At 64.9% G+C, this 18161-nt stretch carries 18 protein-coding genes; 1 reads left to right on the forward strand and 17 read right to left on the reverse strand.

Going from position 1 to position 18161, the window contains the following annotated elements:
* Window position 1 precedes the first annotated feature (1 nt).
* The 5 genes from ABIB95_RS02430 to ABIB95_RS02450 form a co-directional block, all read right to left on the reverse strand.
* Window positions 2-814, reverse strand: a complete 813-nt coding sequence (locus ABIB95_RS02430; protein ID WP_354237788.1) for a CbbQ/NirQ/NorQ/GpvN family protein — start codon at window positions 812-814, stop codon at window positions 2-4.
* Window positions 815-873: 59 nt separating this feature from the next.
* Entirely contained in the window at window positions 874-2220 is a 1347-nt protein-coding gene (locus tag ABIB95_RS02435; protein ID WP_085399419.1) for a cbb3-type cytochrome c oxidase subunit I, read from the reverse strand.
* 67 nt (window positions 2221-2287) lie between these two features.
* Window positions 2288-2740, reverse strand: coding sequence for a c-type cytochrome (locus tag ABIB95_RS02440; protein ID WP_085399418.1), 453 nt, complete (start codon window positions 2738-2740; stop codon window positions 2288-2290).
* 110 nt (window positions 2741-2850) lie between these two features.
* On the reverse strand, window positions 2851-3111 hold the full coding sequence (locus ABIB95_RS02445) for a cytochrome C oxidase subunit IV family protein (RefSeq protein ID WP_085399417.1): 261 nt from the start codon (window positions 3109-3111) through the stop codon (window positions 2851-2853).
* 2 nt (window positions 3112-3113) lie between these two features.
* The gene (locus ABIB95_RS02450; RefSeq protein ID WP_354237789.1) at window positions 3114-3689 is read right to left on the reverse strand and encodes a cytochrome c oxidase subunit 3 family protein; all 576 of its coding nucleotides are present in this window, start codon (window positions 3687-3689) and stop codon (window positions 3114-3116) included.
* 171 nt (window positions 3690-3860) lie between these two features.
* On the opposite strand from ABIB95_RS02450, the gene ABIB95_RS02455 reads away from it, so the two are divergent.
* The gene (locus ABIB95_RS02455) at window positions 3861-4016 is read left to right on the forward strand and encodes a hypothetical protein (RefSeq protein WP_085965373.1); all 156 of its coding nucleotides are present in this window, start codon (window positions 3861-3863) and stop codon (window positions 4014-4016) included.
* A gap of 29 nt (window positions 4017-4045) precedes the next feature.
* On the opposite strand, the gene ABIB95_RS02460 is transcribed toward ABIB95_RS02455, so the two are convergent.
* The 12 genes from ABIB95_RS02460 to ytfQ all read right to left on the reverse strand — a co-directional run bounded on the left by ABIB95_RS02460 (window position 4046) and on the right by ytfQ (window position 17928).
* Entirely contained in the window at window positions 4046-5251 is a 1206-nt protein-coding gene (locus ABIB95_RS02460; protein WP_354237790.1) for a sensor histidine kinase, read from the reverse strand.
* Between the two features lie 471 nt (window positions 5252-5722).
* Window positions 5723-6913 carry a multiple monosaccharide ABC transporter permease gene (mmsB, locus tag ABIB95_RS02465; RefSeq protein ID WP_063984477.1) on the reverse strand — a complete coding sequence of 397 codons (1191 nt, stop codon included), beginning with the start codon at window positions 6911-6913 and terminating at the stop codon, window positions 5723-5725.
* The gene (mmsA, locus tag ABIB95_RS02470) at window positions 6910-8487 is read right to left on the reverse strand and encodes a multiple monosaccharide ABC transporter ATP-binding protein (protein ID WP_354174880.1); all 1578 of its coding nucleotides are present in this window, start codon (window positions 8485-8487) and stop codon (window positions 6910-6912) included. Before mmsA ends, mmsB begins: the two co-directional genes overlap by 4 nt.
* Window positions 8488-8556: 69 nt before the next feature.
* Entirely contained in the window at window positions 8557-9630 is a 1074-nt protein-coding gene (chvE, locus tag ABIB95_RS02475; protein WP_063984479.1) for a multiple monosaccharide ABC transporter substrate-binding protein, read from the reverse strand.
* A 73-nt stretch (window positions 9631-9703) separates the two neighbouring features.
* Window positions 9704-10582, reverse strand: coding sequence for an SMP-30/gluconolactonase/LRE family protein (locus ABIB95_RS02480; RefSeq protein WP_354237851.1), 879 nt, complete (start codon window positions 10580-10582; stop codon window positions 9704-9706).
* The gene (locus ABIB95_RS02485; RefSeq protein WP_354237791.1) at window positions 10582-11658 is read right to left on the reverse strand and encodes an aldose epimerase family protein; all 1077 of its coding nucleotides are present in this window, start codon (window positions 11656-11658) and stop codon (window positions 10582-10584) included. Before ABIB95_RS02485 ends, ABIB95_RS02480 begins: the two co-directional genes overlap by 1 nt.
* Before the next feature lie 2 nt (window positions 11659-11660).
* Window positions 11661-12587 carry a Gfo/Idh/MocA family protein gene (locus ABIB95_RS02490; protein ID WP_354237792.1) on the reverse strand — a complete coding sequence of 309 codons (927 nt, stop codon included), beginning with the start codon at window positions 12585-12587 and terminating at the stop codon, window positions 11661-11663.
* The gene (locus tag ABIB95_RS02495) at window positions 12584-13336 is read right to left on the reverse strand and encodes a FadR/GntR family transcriptional regulator (RefSeq protein ID WP_354237793.1); all 753 of its coding nucleotides are present in this window, start codon (window positions 13334-13336) and stop codon (window positions 12584-12586) included. Before ABIB95_RS02495 ends, ABIB95_RS02490 begins: the two co-directional genes overlap by 4 nt.
* Window positions 13333-14313 carry a galactofuranose ABC transporter, permease protein YjfF gene (gene yjfF / locus ABIB95_RS02500; protein WP_354237794.1) on the reverse strand — a complete coding sequence of 327 codons (981 nt, stop codon included), beginning with the start codon at window positions 14311-14313 and terminating at the stop codon, window positions 13333-13335. The genes ABIB95_RS02495 and yjfF overlap by 4 nt, the downstream gene beginning before the upstream one ends.
* A complete protein-coding gene (locus ABIB95_RS02505) occupies window positions 14310-15302 on the reverse strand; it encodes an ABC transporter permease (protein WP_071915511.1) in 993 nt (330 codons plus the stop codon). The genes yjfF and ABIB95_RS02505 overlap by 4 nt, the downstream gene beginning before the upstream one ends.
* Window positions 15299-16843, reverse strand: coding sequence for a sugar ABC transporter ATP-binding protein (locus tag ABIB95_RS02510; RefSeq protein ID WP_354237795.1), 1545 nt, complete (start codon window positions 16841-16843; stop codon window positions 15299-15301). Before ABIB95_RS02510 ends, ABIB95_RS02505 begins: the two co-directional genes overlap by 4 nt.
* A gap of 119 nt (window positions 16844-16962) precedes the next feature.
* Complete coding sequence (ytfQ, locus tag ABIB95_RS02515; RefSeq protein ID WP_063984486.1) at window positions 16963-17928, reverse strand: galactofuranose ABC transporter, galactofuranose-binding protein YtfQ; 966 nt, start codon at window positions 17926-17928, stop codon at window positions 16963-16965.
* Between the last annotated feature and the right edge of the window lie 233 nt (window positions 17929-18161).

The following is an 18161-nucleotide window of genomic DNA, read 5'->3' on the forward strand; positions in this document are numbered from 1 at the left end:
CTCAGGAGATCACGGCGCGTGCGACGTCGAGCAGAGCCGCCTTGACGTCTGCGTCATCGGTGAGCGGTTCGATCATGCCGGCCAGCACCGCATCCGTAATTGAGGCTCCGGCCGCAATCAGGGTGGCGCAATAGACGACGAGACGGGTCGAAACGCCCTCCTCCAGGTCGTGTCCCTTCAGCGCGCGCAGCCGGCCGGCCAGCAGGACCAGCGGCCGCACATAGTCGGGCGCGAGCCCGCTCTCGGCCGCCACCACCGCGATCTCCTGCTCCGGGGCTAAGAAGCCGAACTCGATGGCGACGAATCGTTGGCGCGTCGACGGCTTCAATGCCTTCAGCAGCGTCTGGTAACCGGGATTGTAGGAGACCACGAGCATGAAGCTCTTCGGCGCGACCAGCTCCTCGCCGGTGCGCTCCAGCGGCAGGATGCGGCGGTCGTCGGTGAGCGGATGCAGCACCACCGTGACGTCCTTGCGCGCCTCCACGACTTCGTCGAGATAGCAGATGCCGCCCTCGCGCACCGCGCGCGTCAGCGGACCGTCGGTCCACACGGTGTCGCCGCCCCTCAGCAGGTAGCGGCCGGTGAGATCGGCTGCGGTGAGATCGTCGTGGCAGGCGACGGTATGAAGCGGCAGTCCTAGCCGCGCCGCCATGTGGGCGACGAAGCGCGTCTTGCCGCAGCCGGTCGGCCCCTTCAGCAGGACCGGGAGCTGGTGCCGCCAGGCGTGCTCGAACAGCGCGCATTCGTTGCCGCTCGGAACGTAAGCCGGGAGCACGAGCGCGGGTGCCGACAAGGCGTGAAGTGCTGCTGTCATGGTTCTTCTCCGGAAATCATTCTGGAACGGCGGCCGCGACTTGCGCGGCCGACTTGTGTTTATTCGGCCGGTTGCAGGGCGCCTGGGATAGTCGCCTGCTTCTCGCGGCCGGGCACCAGCACCGCCCAGACGAACATCAATGCAGAGATCGCGACGAACACGCCGGAGCCGAGCCGCACCCAGTAGAAGAAGGCCAGCTGGTCCTGCACGTCCATGTAACTCTGGCCAAGCACGCGCTGGAGATGGACCTGAATCACGCCGGCAAAGGTCAACGCGAAAGTCATGGTCATCATCGCAGTGCACATGATCCAGAAGCTGGTCATGCTGAGCCACTGGTTATAGGGCGCACGTCCCTTGATCTGCGGGATCGCATAAGCCATCACCGACAGGTTCAGCATCACATAGGCGCCGAAGAAGGCGAGATGGCCATGTGCGGCGGTGACCTGCGTGCCGTGGGTGTAGTAGTTCACCGAGGACAGCGTGTGCAGGAAGCCCCAGACACCGGCGCCCAGGAACGCCATCACCGAGCAGCCGACCGACCACAGCAGCGCGGCGCGGTTCGGATGCTTGCGGCCGGCCTTCCAGGTCATTTGCACCGTGAAGATCACCATGGTGAAGAAGGGTGCGACCTCGAGCGTGGAGAACAGCGAGCCGATCCACTGCCAGTAACCGGGCGCGCCGATCCAGTAGAAGTGGTGGCCGGTGCCGAGAATCCCTGAGAACAGCGCAAGGCCGATGATGACGTAGAGCCACTTCTCGACCACCTCGCGGTCGATGCCGTTGAGCTTGATCATCAGATAGGCGAGCACGGACGCCATGATCAGCTCCCAGACGCCCTCGACCCAGAGATGAACGACATACCACCAGTACATCTTGTCGACCGCGAGATTGGCGGGATTGTAGAAGGCGAACAGGAAGAAGATCGCGACGCCCCACAAACCGAACAGCAGGATGTTGGTGACCGTGGTCTTGCGCCCCTTCAGCGCCGTCATCGTCACGTTGAACAGGAACATCAGGCAGACGACCACGATGCCGACCTTGATTATGAAGGGCTGCTCGAGGAATTCGCGGCCCTCATGGTAATGGAAGAGATAGCCGACCACGGCCACCCCCGCCGCGCCAAAAAACATCCAGAACTGGATCTTTGCGAGCAGCGGGCTGTACAGCTCGGTCTCGGTTTCCTCCGGTAACAGGAAGTAGGTCGCGCCCATGAAGCCGATCAGCGACCACACGATCAGCGCGTTGGTGTGGATCATCCTGACGATGTTGAACGGCAGCAGCACCGACAGCGTGTTGGGCAGAACGTAGATGGTCCCGGCGAGGAGGCCGAACAGGACCTGCGCCAGGAACAGGGTCAGCGCGCCGTAGAAATACAGCATCGCGACTTTCTGGGTCTGATATTTCATTTCGGGTTCTCTCTGTCTTGAAAGAGGCAAGGCCTTGAAGGAGGCAAGGCCCTGAAAGAGGAAGGCGTCAGCCGGCCTTGTTCGGCGGCCACTCCTGGCGCTTGATCTTGCTGGTCCATTGCAGGAAGTCGGCGAGATCGTTGAGCTCCTGGTCGGTGAGATTGAACTGCGGCATCTGGCGCCGGCCCTCCGCGCCCGAGGGCTGTGACTGCATCCAGGCCTTCAGTGTCTCGCGCGCCGCGGCCGGATCCTCATTGCCGCCCCAGCGATCCCAGACATTGCCGACTTCAGGGGCGAAATACGCGCCCTCGCCCAGCAAGGTGTGGCAATTGATGCAGGAGTTCTTCTCCCAGACATGCTTGCCGCGCGCGACCGACGATGTCAGCGTCGTCGCGTCCGTCGAGGTCGTCGCCATATAGTAGTGGCTGTGCGCCGTCAGCCCGATGAAGATGGCGAAGAAGAAAGCCGAGCCGCCGTAGAAGACGTTTCGCGCCGCCGACTTGGTCAGGCGTTCAGCCATTGCCAGTCCTTTCCGTTGTGAGTCCAGTAATGAGGAGCAGTGATGCTGTATCTTGCCGATCGGTGCCGACGGGTCTTTGTTCGGGCGCAATGAGCGCTGCGTTGGCGGCGTCAGATCAATGCGACGACGGCGGAGGCGAGCCAGGCGAACAGCACGACGATGAAGATCCATGCGCTGACGAGGCCGCGCCAGAGCGCCGGCACCGCCCGAAGGTCCATGAAATCGAGCGCGATTCGGCGGCCCTTGATGGCGGCAAGGACCAGGAGAAGTGCATTGGCGAGCAGCGGACGCGGCATCAGTGGCGGAAGCAGGATCGTCGCGAGCGCGAGGCCGATCAGCACGAGCCAGGTGATGTCGAGACGGCCGGGCATGATCAGCGCACCAGATAGAGGATCGGGAACATGACGATCCAGACCAGATCGACCATGTGCCAGAAGGCGGCGCCGGTCTCGACGCCCGAGATCTCGGCGCGGCGGCAGACCACGGCAAGGATGATGATGCCGAGGCCAACATGCAGGAGATGGAAGCCGGTCAGGAGGAAGTAGAGCGTGAAGAACGGGCTGGTTTCTAGGCCGATCCCGCGACCGATCTCTTCGGCATATTCGGTCAGCTTGACCGCGATGAAGAGGCCGCCGAGCGCCATGGCAATCAGTAGCCAGCGGCGCGATGCCCGCTTTTCACTGGCGCGCGCAGATCTGGTCGCCCTCGCCGCGGCCCAGCCGCTGGTCACCAGCACGATTGTGTTGAGGCCGGCGAGATTCGCGTTGAGCGCCGCCTGCCCCGCCGCGAACACAACGGGATGGATCGCCCGGGCAACGACGAAGGCTCCGAGGAACAGGCCGAAGGCGACGAGCTCGCTGAAGATCAGCACCCAGATCATGGGATCGCCGGGGAGATCTTCCAAGATTCCCCAGCCGGTTCCCTGTTGTTCGCAATCGGCCGCAGACATCGTCTTTCCGGATCAGGACACCGGCCAGACTTAGCTCAACCGTCCAGTTCGGAATTTGTCGCAGGACAAACTGGGGGCCACCGGCGGAGATGTTTGCGCCGACGCAACGTCCCGCTCGCCGGAGCCCGGTACGAACAGACTCAGGGTTCGCAAGGAGCGGTGAGCAATGACATGAGCGATGCACAGATCGGGCTAATGACCGCGACACCCATCATCATCGCCTTCGCCATCGCGCTCCGGCGCATGGGCGTGCTGTCGACGGTGGCGACGGTATCGGCGGTGAGCCTCTCCGTCGCGATCGCAACGGTGCTGTTCACGACGCAGTAGCCGGGCACTACCGATAAGGAGACGATCAGCTATCGCCGGTCGGGCGCTATTCTCGGCAGGATGAGCTGAAACCGCGTCCCCGCGCCGGGCAGGCTCTCGAGCCGGAGCTGCCCACCCAGCCGGTCGACGACGATGCTGTGCACGATATGCAGACCGAGGCCGCTGGCGCCGTCGTGCCGGCGCGTGGTGAAGAATGGGTCGAAGGCCCGCCGTTCCACATCGGGAGCCATGCCGCAGCCGTCATCAGCAAACAGCAGCTCAACGTGGTCATCATTGACCGCACGGAGCGAGACGTTGATCGTCCCGGTCTCACCATCGGAGAACGCGTGCGTCATCGCATTGACTGCGAGGTTGGTGAGCACTTGGCCGAAAGGCCCGGGATAGCTGTCCATGGCGAGATTCGTTTCGCAGTGGAGGCTGAACGCGATGTCGCGCACCCGTAACTGCCGCTCGAACTGCGACAGAACCTGGCCGGTCAGCTCGCCTGCGTCGAAGCTGCGCCGAAGTGACTCGGTCTGGTCAGCCGCCACCTGCTTGAAGGATTGCACCCGCTCGGCGGCGCGACCGAGATTCGTGACCAGCTGCGCCGACGCATCGCTGACCAGTTCCAGAAACCCTGTCAGTGTCGAGCGCTTGAGATTACCCCGCGCGACCTCCGCCGCGAACTGCTCCGCCTTGCGCTGGAGCGTCGATGCCACCGTCAGACTGCTGCCGAGCGGCGTGTTGATCTCGTGCGCGACACCGGCAACCATGCGCCCGAGCGCCGCCAGCTTTTCCGCCTCGATCAGGGTGTCCTGGATATCGCGCAGATGGCGAAGCGCGGTCTCGGCGGCGTCCCTGGCGCTGTGAATCTCCCGCTCGGCGCGCTTGCGTTCGGTGATCTCCTCCGCCGCCACGTTGACCGCGACAATCTCGCCATCCGGCATTCGCAGCGGGTGCCAATAAGTAACCCAGGAACGCTCCTCGACCTGATCGGCCCGCTGCCCCGCCACCTCGATACCGATCACGGGCTCGCCCGTCGCGACGATCGAGCGCACAATCTGCTCGACGGAATCCGCCAGGGCCGGCACGCAGTCCCTGACCGTATGTCCAAGATGGCCTTCGATGGATATGCCGCAGATCTCGGTCAGACGCTGGTTGATCAGCAAATAGCGGCAGTCCGGCGACAGACAGGCCAACCCGATCGGGGCGGTGTCGTAGATCAGCTGCAACGCCGGCAAAGTCGAGACCAGCATCACCTCCGAAGCCGGCGATGACCTCACTGTACTCGTCACTCAGGTTCCCCGTGGTCCCTTGCGTCGACCACATGAGATTAGCACGGAATTGGCGATCGGTTGATCTAGATCAAGAAGACGCGCCGGCGCCTCTCGTTCCGAGGCTCTGGCGTGAATCGCCTCGTTCAAAACAGAACAAAGGCCCCGATCAATAAACCTGCAGCAAAGGAGCCTAGCCCGAGGGTGCAGACGGAAACGATGCGCAAGAGGATGCGAAGCCGGCCCTCAAATTCATCGTCTGTCATCTCGTGGATATGAGCCGCCACTGGTGCTGCCCTGCCCGTGCCCTGCTCGGCCCCCCCGGATCTAGTCCCCAAATCATGGTCATCGCGAGGCATCGGTTCCGGTCGCGATGCCGTGATCGAAATTGACGAAAATGGTAGTCGCCTAGCGGGGCGGCGCCAGAGCCTCCCCCGCGACGTGATTTTGCGCCTACCGCCGCTGATTATACACGTCGATGCACACCGCGCCCAACAGCACCAGGCCCTTGATGACCTGCTGATAGTCGATGCCGATGCCGAGGATGGACATGCCGTTGTTCATAACGCCCATGATCATCGCGCCGACCACCGCGCCGCCGACGCGGCCGACGCCGCCATAGGCCGAGGCGCCACCGATGAAGCAGGCAGCGATGACGTCGAGCTCGAAGCCGAGGCCCGCTTTCGGCGTCGCGGTGTTGAGGCGCGCGGCAAAGACGAGGCCGGCGAGAGCCGCGAGCACGCCCATGTTGACGAAGGTGAGGAAGGTCAACCGTTCGGTCTTGATGCCCGACAGGCTTGCCGCCTTGGCGTTGCCGCCGACCGCATAGATCTGCCGGCCGATCACGGTGCGGCGGGTGACGAAGCCGTAGAGCGCGATCAAGGCGCTCATGATCACCAGCACGTTCGGCAGGCCGCGATAGGTCGCGATCAGGTAGGTGAAGTAGAGCACGGCGCAGGCCAGCACCACGCTCTTGCCAAGGAAGAACGCGTAAGGCTCGACCTCGATGCCGTGCGACTGCTCGCGCGCGCGGCTCTTGGCGCTGGCATAGACCAGCCCCAGCGCCAGCACCGCCCCGATCAGCATCGAGGTCGGATGCAGCGTGCCCGCTTCGGGCAGGAACTCCGGAATGAAGCCCGACGACAATTTCTGGAAGGTCGGCGGAAACGGCCCGAGCGACTGCCCCTGCAACACCGCGAGCGCAAGTCCCTTGAACACGAGCATGCCGGCCAATGTCACGATAAAGGACGGTATCTTGAAATAGGCGACCCAATAGCCCTGCGCCGCGCCGATCGCAGCGCCGACCACGAGGCAGGCGATGAAGGCGAGCGTATAGTCGACCTTGTACGTCACCATCAGCAGGGCGGCGACCGCGCCGACGAATCCCGCGACCGACCCCACCGAGAGGTCGATGTGGCCGGTGACGATCACGAGCAGCATGCCGAGCGCCATGATGACGATGTAGCTGTTCTGGAGCACCAGATTGGTCAGGTTGAGCGGCTGGAGCAGCGTGCCGCCGGTCATGACCTGGAAGAACAGCATGATCGCGATCAGCGACATCAGCATGCCGTAATTGCGCAAATTGTTCTTGATGAAGCTGCCGGTCCGGCGCTCCTCGGGCAGCGAAACCGTCTTGTCGGTCATGGCTGCAATCCTCCCATCTCCGCGGCCTCAGGCACGCCGTTTCCGTTGCTTCGTTCGTTGCGCATGATGGCGCGCATGATCTTCTCCTGCGTCGCCTCTGCGCCCTTGAATTCCCCGACGAAGGCGCCGTCGTTCATGACGCAGATGCGGTCGCAGATGCCGAGCAGCTCGGGCATCTCCGAGGAGATCACCACGACGCCGCGCCCGGCCTCCGCAAGCTCGTTGATGATACAGTAAATCTCGTATTTGGCACCGACATCGATGCCCCGGGTCGGCTCGTCCAGGATCAGGACCTTGGGATCGGTCATCAGCCATTTCGACAGCACCACTTTCTGCTGGTTGCCGCCGGAGAGCTGGCCGGTCTCCTGGTACACGTCGGAGCAGCGGATGCGCATGCGGCTCCGGTAGTCGCTGGCAACCTTCAGCTCGGCGATGTCGTCGATCACCCGGCCGGGTGCGACCTGGTCGAGGCTGGCGAGCGTGATGTTCTTGCGGACGTCATCGGCCAGGATCAAGCCCAGCTGCTTGCGGTCCTCGGTGACATAGGCAAGGCCGGCGTCGATCGCAGCCGCGACGCTCGGCAGCACGATCTCCCTGCCCTCGAGCCGGATCCGGCCGCTGATAGTGGTGCCCCAGGAGCGGCCGAACAGGCTCATGGCAAACTCGGTGCGGCCGGCGCCCATCAGCCCGGCAATGCCGACGACCTCGCCGCGCTTCACGCCGAAATTGACGTTCTTGATCACCTGCCGCTCGGGATGAATGGGGTGATAGACCGACCAGTTCTCGACGGTCAGGACAGGCGCGCCGATCTTCGCACTGCGCTCGGGAAAGCGATGGGCGAGATCGCGGTTGACCATGCTGCGGATGATGCGGTCTTCCTGGATCGGCTCGCTGCGGCAGTCGATGCTGTCGACGGTGCGGCCGTCGCGCAGCACGGTGATGTGGTCGGCGACCTTGGCCACCTCGTTGAGCTTGTGCGAGATCAGGATCGAGCCGATGCCCTGCTCGCGGAAGGCCATCAGGCGTTCGAGCAGCGCGGCGCTGTCGGCCTCGTTGAGGCTCGCGGTCGGCTCGTCCAGGATCAGCATCCGCACCCGCTTGGACAGCGCCTTCGCGATCTCTACCAGCTGCTGCTTGCCGACGCCGAGGTCGGTGATCAGCGTATCCGGCGATTCCTTCAGGCCGACCTGCGCGAGCAGCTCGCGCGTGCGCCGGTAGACCTCGTCGCGATCGATGACGCCGAATTTTGACGGCGGATGCGACAGGAAGATGTTCTCCGCGATCGACATCAGCGGGATCAGCGCCAGCTCCTGGTGGATGATGATGATGCCGAGCGCCTCGGAATCGTTGATGTCGCGGAAGCGGCGCTCCTCGCCCTCGAAGACGATGGTGCCCTCGTAGCTGCCGGCCGGGTAGACGCCGCTGAGCACTTTCATCAGTGTGGATTTGCCGGCACCGTTCTCGCCGACAAGCGCGTGGATCTGCCCGGCCTCGACCGAGAAGTTCACGTCACGCAGAGCCTGCACGCCTGAAAAGCTCTTGCTGACGTTGCGCATCTCCAGCATGGCGGTCATGATTTCACATCCCTCGATCGCTGCTAGTTCACCTCTCCCCGCTTGCGGGGAGAGGGGAAAGAAAGAAGCTTACTGGAACTGCGACTTCTTGTAGTAGCCGCTGTCGACCAGAGTCTTCTCCCAATTGTCCTTGTAGACCACGACCGGCTTCAAGAGATAGGACGGCACCGTCTTGGCGCCATTCTCGTAGGTCTTGGTGTCGTTGACGGTGACCTGCTTGCCGGCGAGTGCGGCGTCGACCATGTCGGCGGTCACCTTGGCGAGATCGCGGGTGTCCTTGAAGATGGTCGAGTACTGATCACCGCGCAGCATCGCCTTGATCGAGGGCACCTCGGCATCCTGGCCCGAGATAACAGGCATCGGCTGGCCGGCGCTGCCGTAGCCCACGCCCTTCAGCGAGGAGATGATGCCGATCGAGAGGCCGTCATAGGGCGACAGCACCGCGTTGACCTTCTTGTTGCCGTAGTAGGCGCTGAGCAGATTGTCCATGCGGGCCTGGGCGGTGGCGCCGTCCCAGCGGAGCGTCGCGACCTTGTCCATGCCCATCTGGCCGGAGACGACGACGAGCTTGCCGCTGTCGATGTACGGCTTCAGCACGCTCATCGCGCCGTTGTAGAAGAAGTAGGCGTTGTTGTCGTCGGGCGAGCCACCGAACAGCTCGATGTTGAACGGGCCCTTGCCGTCCTTGAGGCCAAGCCCCTGCACGAGCGACTCCGCCTGGAGCACGCCGACCTGGAAATTGTCGAAGGTCGCGTAATAGTCGACGTTCGGCGTGCCGCGGATCAACCGGTCATAGGCGATCACGGTGATGCCTTTTGCTTTCGCCTGCTTGAGCACGTCGGACAGCGTGGTGCCGTCGATCGCCGCGATCACCAACGCTTTCGCACCCTTGGTCACCATGTTCTCGACCTGCGAGAGCTGGTTCGGGATGTCGTCCTCGGCATATTGCAGGTCGGTGTTGTAGCCCCGCTCCTTCAGCACCTTGACCATGTTGTTGCCGTCGTCGATCCAGCGCGCCGACGATTTGGTCGGCATGGCAATGCCAACCGTCGCCTTGTCCTGGGCGGAGGCAGTGACGCCTGAGGCCATCGTCGCTGCGCCGGCCAGCGCCAGCGCGAGGAATGTCGTCTTCAGTTTCAGCATGTTTTACTCCCTTGGGTGTCAGACTGTTTCTTCGTTTCGTCGAGAACGTTGGTCGTGTGCGGCTGCGAGCCTCCTATGCAAGCTTGACGTCAGGCTCAGCGCGGCCACGCGCAGATGCCTGCAACAGGAAAGTGCAGCCGGCCTGCGGATCGGCGGCGCGCGCCGCCGCGTCCATATCCTGCCAGGCCGACGTGACGAGGAGGCGCGACAGATCAGGGCCGACGAAGGCCGGGCAGCTCGACTGCTTTGCCGGCACGCGCAGCGAGCGCAGGCGCTCGCCTTGCGGAGAGTAGACATCGATCCGGCCCGCACCCCAGCAGGCGTTCCAGATCTGCCCGTCGACGTCGCACACCGAGCCGTCGAGGCCCCCGCTGCCGGTGTGGCGCAACAGAACGTCCGGCTCGCCTCGCGGCAAGCCGGTCGCCGGATCAAGCGGAACAGCGTAGAGCACGGCGCGCGCGGTGTCGGCGAAGTAGCCGGTCGCCCCGTCCGGCGAAAAACAGATCGAATTGGGAATGGTGATGCGGGGGAACAACATCGAGATCTTGCCGCGATGGAACGCGTAGATCGCGCCCGCTCCTGCCTCCGCATTGCGGCCCATGGTGCCGATCCAGAACGTGCCGGACTGATGCACACGGGCATCGTTGGAGCGCGTCGCGGGATTGTCGGCTTCAAGCGGACAGACCAGCGTCAACGCGCCGCCGGCGAGCTCGCGGATGTAGAGGCCGTCTTCGGCGACGATCAACTGGCGCTCGGCGTCGATGCGCCCGAGACCGCTCGCCATCCGGCCGAGCGCGTGGACGCGAATGCTGCCGCTGTCGAGATTCGCCTCGAACAGCCGCCCCTCGCGGATATCGAACCACCAGGCCGTGTCGGTGGCCAAATCGTAGGTCGGCCCCTCGCCGAGATGGCATGGATCGTCCGAGAGAACCGAGGTCGGCACCTCTTCCATCATGGCGTCCTCACTCCAAAGCGATAGACCGTGTGATGGCGGTAGACCTCGCCGGGATTGAGGCGCGGGCTCGGGAAATCCGGCCGGTTCGGCGCATCCGGCCAGATGTGCGGCTCGAGACACATGGCATCCGACTGCCGGATGAGCTTGCCGCCCTTGCCCGAAATCGTGCCGTCGAGATAGTTGCCGGAATAGACCTGAAGGCCGGGCTGATTGGTCAGGAGCTCCATGATGCGCCCCGAACGCGGCGCCTCCAGCCGGGCCGCGAAAGCAAGCTTGCCGTCACGCCCGAGACAGTAGGTATGGTCGTAGCCCTTGCCGTTCCGCAATTGCTGATCGCTCTCGCGGATGCGCGCGCCGACGGCCTCGCCGTCGCGGAAGTCGAACGGCGTTCCGGCCACCGCGCGCGGCGGCTCAGGCAACGGAATGGCGGTGGGATCGATGGCGAGGAAATGCTCGGCGGCGACCGTCAGCTTGTGGTCGAGAATGGGCGTGCCTGAGGTCGCGCCTTCCAGATTGAAGAAGCTGTGATTGGTCAGGTTGACGATGGTCGGACGGTCGGTTCGCGCCTCCATCGTCAACGACAGCTCGGCCGGGCCGGTGACGCGATAGGTCAGGCGCACGTCGAGCCGGCCGGGATAGTTTTCTTCGCCATGCGGGCTCGAATAGGTGAGCGTGACGCCCGGCTCCGCGCCGTCGTCGATGGCGGCGATCTCCCAGAGCTTGCGATCGAACCCGTCGAGGCCACCATGCAGCGCATTCGGACCGTTGTTGACCGGAAGCTGCACCGTTTCGCCGTCCAGCGAAAATCGTCCGTTGGCAATGCGGTTGGCGTAGCGGCCGACGGTGGCACCGAAGAACTTTCGTTCGGCGAGATAACCGGCGAACGCGTCATGGCCGAGCACGACGTCGTCGTAACCGCCTTTGGCGTCCGGTGCGATGAGCGCCTGGATCACCGCGCCATGGGTGATGATGCGGGCTTCGAACCCGCCCTCCGCGCGCAGCACGATGCGCTCGACGTTGCGGCCGTCCGGCAGCGTACCGAAGATGTCTTTTGTTATTTTTGAGCCAGCCATGTTCAGTCCACAAACGGTTCGACGATGTTACGCTTGCCGAGCAGGAAGGCATCGGCAACGAGACGCAGCGGCGCCAGGTCGACGTCGCGCGCGCCGGTCGCGGTGAGCTTGACGAAGCGCCCGTACAGCTCGCGATATTCCTGATCGGGCGCCTCGGCAACGGTCTCGCCGCCGATCGCCATGCGCCGGCCGCCGCCCGACAACGTCATTCGGCCCTCGTCCGTTTCGACGAGGATATCCCAACTCTGCGGTCCGGTCTGGCGGAAATCGAACTCGGCGGTCACAGGCAGGCCGCCAATGTCGGTCAGCGTCAGGTTCGCGGCGATCGGGGCCTGGCAATTGGCTGGAAAGGCCAGCTCGGCCGCGGTGACGAACACCGGCCGGGGCAGAATACGGGTCAGGATCGAGAGCGCGTTGATGCCGGGATCGAACACGCCGAGCCCGCCCGGCTCCCAGATCCAGCCCTGCCCGGGATGCCAGACGCGAACGTCTTCCTTCCAGTTGATGTGCACTGACTTGATCCGCCGCGTGAGAAGCCACGCGCGCGCCGGCTCGACCGCCGGCGCATAGCGCGAATGCCAGGTCGCAAACAGCGTTCGCTTGGCCTCCTCCGCCATCGCGATCAGCGGGTCGAGCTCGGCAACGCCGGTGCCGGGCGGCTTCTCCAGCATCACGTGCTTGCCGGCAGCGAGCGCCGCGGCGGCCTGGGCGCGCCGTACCTGCGGCGGCGTGCAGAGCGAGACGGCATCGATCGGCGGTCCCTTTTCCAGCAGTTCCTCGATGGTCGCAAAATGCGGCACGCCTGGCAGCGATGCGTTGCGGCTCGCGACGGCCGCGAGCGTCGCGCCCGCCGTCGCAGCAATCGCACCGACATGCTGGTCGCGCGCGATCTTGCCGAAGCCGACGATGGCAATGCGAAGTTCGGTCACGCTTTTTCTCCAATATCCGCGGACGGCAGCGCCTCGGCCTCGTGGCGGCGCATACCGTTGTGAATGACATAAACCATCGCTTCCGAGGCGGTCTGGGCGTCGCCGGCGGCGATGCCATCGACGATCTTCTGGTGCCAGAGCAGCACGGTGTCGCGGTCCTCCGGCTCGACCGGTGCGCTGAGCAGGAAGGAGGCGCGCAGGGCGGCCTCGATGACGTGTCCGATCGAGCGCATGAACAGATTGCCCGACGCGCGCGCCACCGCAACATGGAGCGCGAGGTCGGCGTCGGCAAAGCCGACGGAATCGGAAGCCTCAAACCGCATGCGGTCCATGCAACGACGGAGCTCGACGAGGTCGTCCTCGGACCGCTGCGCCGCCGCCAGCATGGCCGCGCGCGGCTCGACTGCGAGGCGAATCTCGGCGAGATCGTTGAGGAAGCGCTTGTCGATGCCGGCGTCGAGATGCCAGGCCAGCACGTCGGCGTCGAACATGTTCCAGGCGGCGCGCTCGCGTACGACTGTGCCGACGCGGGCCTTGGTGGTGAGCAGCCCCTTGGCGACCAGGGTCTTCACGCTCTCGCGCAGCACCGGCCGCGACACGCCGAACATCGCAATCATCTCGGCATCACCAGGCAGGCGCGTTCCCTCGGCGTAGCGGCCGGCGATGATGTCGACGCCGATCGAGCGGGCCACTTCCGCATGGTTGGAGTGAGCCCGGCGCGTCGGGATGACGACGATGCGCGACGTCATGTGGCTGCTCCTGCGCGCTTCGCCGCCGGCCGCCGCGCGAGCGCGACCAGCCCCTGCTGCAAGGCGATGAAAGCGAACAATAGCACGCCGGTCGCTATCTTGGTCCACCAGCTCGACAGCGTTCCGTCGAAATTGATGTAGGTCTGGATCAGGCCCTGGATCAGCACGCCGAGGAAGGTGCCGATCACCGAGCCCTGCCCGCCCGTGAGCAGCGTGCCGCCGATCACGACGGCCGCGATGGTGTCGAGCTCGACGCCGACCGCGGAGAGCGAGTAGCCGGCGCTGGTGTAGAAGGAGAACACGATGCCGGCGATGCCCGCGAGCAGGCTCGACAGCATGTAGATCCTCACCGTCATCTTGCCGACGGCAACGCCCATCAGGCTCGCGGTCGCCCGGCTGCCGCCGAGCGCATAGACATTGGCGCCGAACCGGGTGAGATGCAGCAGCAAGGCGCCGCCGGTCACGATCACGAGCATGATGATGGCAATCGCCGTCAATCGCCCTCCGCCGGGCATCCGCAGCGCGAAGTCCGACACGGTGGAATAGACCGGCGCGGTGATCGGCACCGATTCCGTCGAGAGCAGGAAGCTCGCGCCGCGGGCCAGGAACATCCCCGCCAGCGTCACGATGAACGGCGGCAGGTCGAAGACATGGATCACCGCGCCCATCGCCGCTCCGAAGGCCGCCGAGAGCGCGAGGATCGCGACGAAGGCAAGCAGCGGCGGCACGCCCCAGCGCTCGATCGCAAGCGCCACGAACACCGTGGTAAAACCGACCACCGAGCCGACCGAGAGGTCGATGCCGCCGGAGATGATAACGAAGGTCATGCCGGTCGCGACGATGCCGAGAAAGGCGTTGTCGGTGAGGAGATTGCCGACCACGCGGGTGGAGGCGATGTTGGGGAATTGCACGGCGCAGAGCGCAAAGCCGGCAACCAGCACGATAGCGGTGATGAGGACGGGCGGCAGGCCTTTCATGCTTTGGACCTCCGCAGCCGCGCGGCGATCCCGGCAATCCCCGAAAATTTCGGCGATTGCAGCAGCAGCACCGTCATCACCACCACCGCTTTGACCAGCAAATTGAACTCCGGTGGATAGCCCGACAGCAGAATGCCGGTGTTCATGGTCTGGATGATCAACGCACCGAGCACGGCCAGCACGAGGCTGAAACGGCCGCCGAACAGGGAGGTGCCGCCGATCACCACCGCGAGGATGGCGTCGAGCTCGAGCCAGAGGCCGGCATTGTTGGCATCCGCGCCCATGATGTCGGCCGCCGCGATCACGCCGGCGAGCGCGGCGCAGATGCCGCACCAGACGTAGACAGCCAGGATCATCGCACGCGTGCCGACGCCGGCAAGCTCGCTCGCCCGCGCGTTGCCGCCGGTCGCCTCGATCAGCAGTCCGAGCGCCGAGCCGCGCACCACCGCGCCGGTGAGAATCAGCATGCCCAGGGCGATCACGACCGGCATCGGCACGCCGAGCACCGCGCCATTGCCAAGCCAGACCAGATCCGGCGAGGAGAAGGTCACGATGCGCCCCTCGGTAATGAGCTGCGCGATGCCGCGTCCCGCCACCATCAGGATCAGCGTCGCCACGATCGGCTGCATGCCGAGCACCGCAACGAGAAATCCATTCCACAATCCGCAGATCAGGCCAGCGCCGAGCGCGGCCGCGAGGACCACGGCCAGACTGTGCGTGTCGGCAAGGCTCGCCGCGATCGCGCCCGAGATGGCCATGACCGCACCGACCGACAGATCGATGCCGCGCGTCGCGATCACCAGCACCATGCCGAGCGAAAGCAACGCCACCGGCGTGCCGCGGTTGAGCACGTCGATCAGGCTGCCGAACAGCCGGCCGTCCTGGAGACGCAGATCGAAGAATTGCGGTGACACGATGCGATCGACCGCCAGGATGACGATCAACGCGAGGATCTGGGCAAGGCCGCGGCGCGGCAACAGCGCTGTCATGCCCGGCCCTCATGCGCGACAGCGGCGCCATCGGCGGCGATGGCCGCGAGGATGTTGCCGACGTCGATCGCCTCGCCCGCGAGCTCCTCGACATGGGCGCGGTCGCGCAGCACGACGACGCGGTCGGAATAGGTCACGATCTCATCCAGCTCGGAGGAGATCACGAGCAGCGCCAGCCCGTCGTCGCAGAGCTCGCGGATCAGGCGGATGATCTCGGCATGCGCGCCGACGTCGATCCCGCGAGTCGGCTCGTCCAGCACGAGGAGGCGCGGCGAGGTCGCGAGCCAGCGCGCCAGCAGCACCTTCTGCTGATTGCCGCCGGACAGCAGCCCCACGGCGCGCTCCGGATCGGGCGGGCGGATGTCGAGCATCTTGACGTAGCGGCCTGCGATTTCGTCCTGCTCGCGGCGCGACAGCGGCCGGTGCAGGCCGCGCTTGGCCTGGAGCGCGAGCACGATGTTCTCGCGCACGGTGAGCTCGGCGACGATGCCGTCGGTCTTGCGTTCCTCCGGGCAATAGCCAAAACCGTGGCGCACGCCGTCGCGTGGCGATTGCAGCCGCACGGGCGCCCCCTCCACCCTCGCCTGCCCGCCATCGGCGCGCTCGGCGCCGAACACCAGCCGCGCCGTCTCGGTCCGGCCCGAGCCGAGCAGGCCGGCGAGACCCACGACCTCGCCATGGCGCAGCTCGAGATTGAACGGCGCGACATAGCCGGCCTTGCCGTAGTTCTCGAAACTCGCGCAGACCTCGCGCGCCCGATGCTCTCCCGCCGACGCGCGGGCGCTGGTGGTCTCGGCCAGCTCGCGGCCGAGCATCATCCGGATCAACTCGAGCCGCGGCAACGATGCGGTCTCGCGCTCACCGACCAGGCGGCCGTTGCGCAACACCGTGATGCGGTCGGAGATCTCGTAGACCTGATCGAGGAAGTGACTGACGAATACGATGCCGATGCCGCGCTTGGCGAGCTGACGCATGATGCCAAAGAGAATCTCGACCTCGTGACGGTCGAGGCTCGCGGTGGGCTCGTCCAGGATCAGCACGCGCGCGGAGAGATCGACGGCCCGCGCAATCGCGGTGACGTGCTGGATGGCGACGGAATAGCTGCCGAGCGGCGCGGCGACGTCGATATCGAGGCCGAAGTCCGTGAGAAGCGCCTTGGCGCGACGCCGCATCTCGCCTTCACGTACGATGCCGAAGCGCATCGGCTGTCGGTCGAGGAACAGGTTCTGCGCGACCGAGAGATTCGGTAGCAGATTGACCTCCTGGTAGACCGTGGCGATGCCGGCCTGGAGTGCGGCCTTGGCCGAGCGCGGCGCGACCTCTTCACCGCCAAGCCGGACGATGCCGGCATCGCGCGGGAATACGCCGGTGATCACCTTGATCATCGTGGATTTGCCTGCGCCGTTCTCGCCAAGCAACGCATGAATCTCGCCGGCACGAAGCGTGAAGTCGACCTCCTGCAACGCACGCACAGCACCGAAGCTTTTGCTGATCCCGCGCACCTCCAGCAGGGAAGGAGCAGGATCGGGGCTGTTCTCCATAACGACGTCACTCCCACCGGCGTCCGCTTATGCTGCGGACACCCAGCCTATTCGTTCGCGCAACGGTTTCGAAGGGGGATGCGCCGGACCACGGGGGAGCGGTCCGGCGCTGCGCCGCCTCAGTAACCGAGGCCCTTCTTGCTGTCGTAGATCTTCTGCGGATCGTCAGCCGCTGTATAGAGCTTGGAGTCGGTCTGGATCCACTTGGGCGGAACGGTGCCCTTGTCCTTGAAGGCCGCGACGGCATCGAGCGCGGGGCCGGCCATGTTCGGCGTCAGCTCGACGGTGGCATTGGCCTCGCCGGCGGCCATGGCCTTGAAGATGTCGGGGACCGCGTCGATCGAGACGGTGAGGATCTCCTTGCCCGGCTTGAGGCCGGCTTCCTTCATCGCCTGGATCGCGCCGACCATCATGTCGTCATTGTGCGCGTAGACCGCGCAAATCGACTTGCCGCCGCCTTCGGCCTTGATGAAGCTCTCCATCACCTCCTTGCCCTTGGCACGGGTGAAGTCGCCGGTCTGGCTGCGCACCACTTTCAGGTTCGCATGCTTGGCAATGGCGGTGTCAAAGCCCTTCTTGCGGTTGGCGGCGACGCTGGCGCCGACCGTGCCCTGCAATTCGACGACGTTGCAGGCCTTGCCGCCCACGGTCTTGGCCAGCCAGTCGCCAGCAACCTCGCCTTCGTGCACGCTGTCGGAGGTCACGGCGGTGAGATAGAGCTCCTTGCCGGAGGGATCGATGTCGCGGTCGAGCAGCACGACCGGGATCTTGGCCTCCTTGGCCTCCTTCAGCACCGAGTCCCAACCGGTCGAGACTACGGGTGCAAGGAAGATCGCATCGACGTTCTGCGCGATGAAGGAGCGGATCGCCTTGATCTGGTTCTCCTGCTTCTGCTGCGCGTCGGCGATCTTGAGATTGACCTTTCGCTTGGCAGCCTCCTGCTTGGAGACCGACGTCTCGGCTGCGCGCCAGCCGGATTCCGATCCGATCTGCGAGAAGCCGATGGTGAGCTCGGCGGCGCTAGCCGGCAGCGCGAGCAGCAACGCGGCCGTGGCGCTGGCCGCAAAGAGGGCTTTGAGGGTCATCAGGCGTGTCTCCCAAGAAGTCATCTTGTGTTATCTCGGGCGCCGATTGGTAGCATGGCACCCGCAGGCCGGCCCTTTAGGCGGCGGGAGGGACTATTTCACGGAAGATGAGTTCCGACTAGTCATATTATTTGACTATTAGCGCAAAACTTCGATTTGGCGGGATCGACGGTTTCTATGACACGCCCACCGCGATTTTGTTCCCTGGATGCAACGGGGAGATGAAGGAGTGT

The organism is Bradyrhizobium sp. LA2.1, from assembly GCF_040547725.1.
Classification (GTDB): Bacteria; Pseudomonadota; Alphaproteobacteria; order Rhizobiales; family Xanthobacteraceae; genus Bradyrhizobium; species Bradyrhizobium barranii.